Source organism: Flavicella sediminum, from assembly GCF_006381105.1.
In the GTDB taxonomy this organism is placed as follows: Bacteria; Bacteroidota; Bacteroidia; order Flavobacteriales; family Flavobacteriaceae; genus Flavicella; species Flavicella sediminum.
The window spans coordinates 1,909-2,578 of sequence record NZ_VDET01000039.1 but is presented as its reverse complement, the minus strand read 5'-3'; the positions used below and the strand labels follow the sequence as shown (position 1 = coordinate 2,578).

Sequence of the window (670 nt, the reverse complement as noted above, 5' to 3'; positions counted from 1 at the left end):
TCGGCCTAGCACTGAGCTTATACTTATTTTTTGTTTTTATCTTAGTCGACCTAAAAATAACTAAATAAGTATAAGTGACACAATAAAAAGACACAGAACTTTGGGCAAACCATAAAAACCCACATTAACTTTATGCGGTGTTGGCAGTAGTGTTTTTTTCAATTCTTAAATATCTTATTTATTTGGTTTCCAATTTTCATAAATACACTATTCCCAATGTTCAACTTTTTATTACAAATATTTTCTACAAAATCAAAGAAATCTGTACTCCCAAAACTATAACCAGAATGAACACCATTTTTCTTATAAACTTCAATTTTGCTTAATACTTTTTCATATTGTTCAAGTTCCATTAAACAGGTTATAATTCCGACAGGATTATTATTCTCCTTTTCTAAAGTGTTTAAAAAGCCTTCAACGGTTATATTTTCCTTTATTATACTTTTTACTTTTCCGTCAATTATTTTTAAAAGGGATTGAATCTCTTGTTCAGGTTTTTCAATATTCTTTATTGTTATATCATATTTGTAAATATCAAAACTACTAACTCTAAATGCAGCATCTGCTCTAAAACTTAATGGCATTTTTGAATTTTCAGGCATTTCAGAAAACTCCCAAAAAGTATCGTCAACTGAATAAGGCTTATAAGCCAAATATCCATAGATATTAT

1 protein-coding gene is annotated in these 670 nt (G+C 27.9%); it reads right to left on the bottom strand.

The genetic code is table 11. From position 1 onward, the window contains the following. Positions 1-158 precede the first annotated feature (158 nt). Complete coding sequence (locus tag FGM02_RS17570; protein WP_139959882.1) at positions 159-653, bottom strand: hypothetical protein; 495 nt, start codon at positions 651-653, stop codon at positions 159-161. Positions 654-670 lie beyond the last annotated feature (17 nt).